Raw genomic sequence first — 273 nt, forward strand, 5'->3', positions numbered from 1 at the left:
CATTATGATAGGTTGGGTCATTTTATCCAGGGCGTGGTACCGGCTCTGTTATCCCGCGAAATATTATTACGAACTTCACCACTGCAACGCGGCAAGTGGTTATTTTTTATAGTGTGTTCCATCAGTCTTGCCATCAGTGCTTGTTATGAATTTGTGGAGTGGGCGGCTGCAGTGATTAATGCCCAGGCTGCAGAAGCTTTTCTGGGAACACAAGGTGATAACTGGGATACACAATGGGATATGTTCTTGGCTTTAAACGGCAGCCTATTTGCT

1 protein-coding gene is annotated in these 273 nt (G+C 45.4%); it reads left to right on the forward strand.

Annotated features, from left to right (window positions below; translation table 11 throughout):
* Window positions 1-273: DUF2238 domain-containing protein (locus tag B4K20_RS13135; RefSeq protein WP_289283212.1), on the forward strand; the 273-nt coding region annotated here is incomplete at both ends.

This window comes from Methylophaga sp. UBA5088, assembly GCF_002414625.1.
GTDB lineage: Bacteria > Pseudomonadota > Gammaproteobacteria > Nitrosococcales > Methylophagaceae > Methylophaga > Methylophaga marina.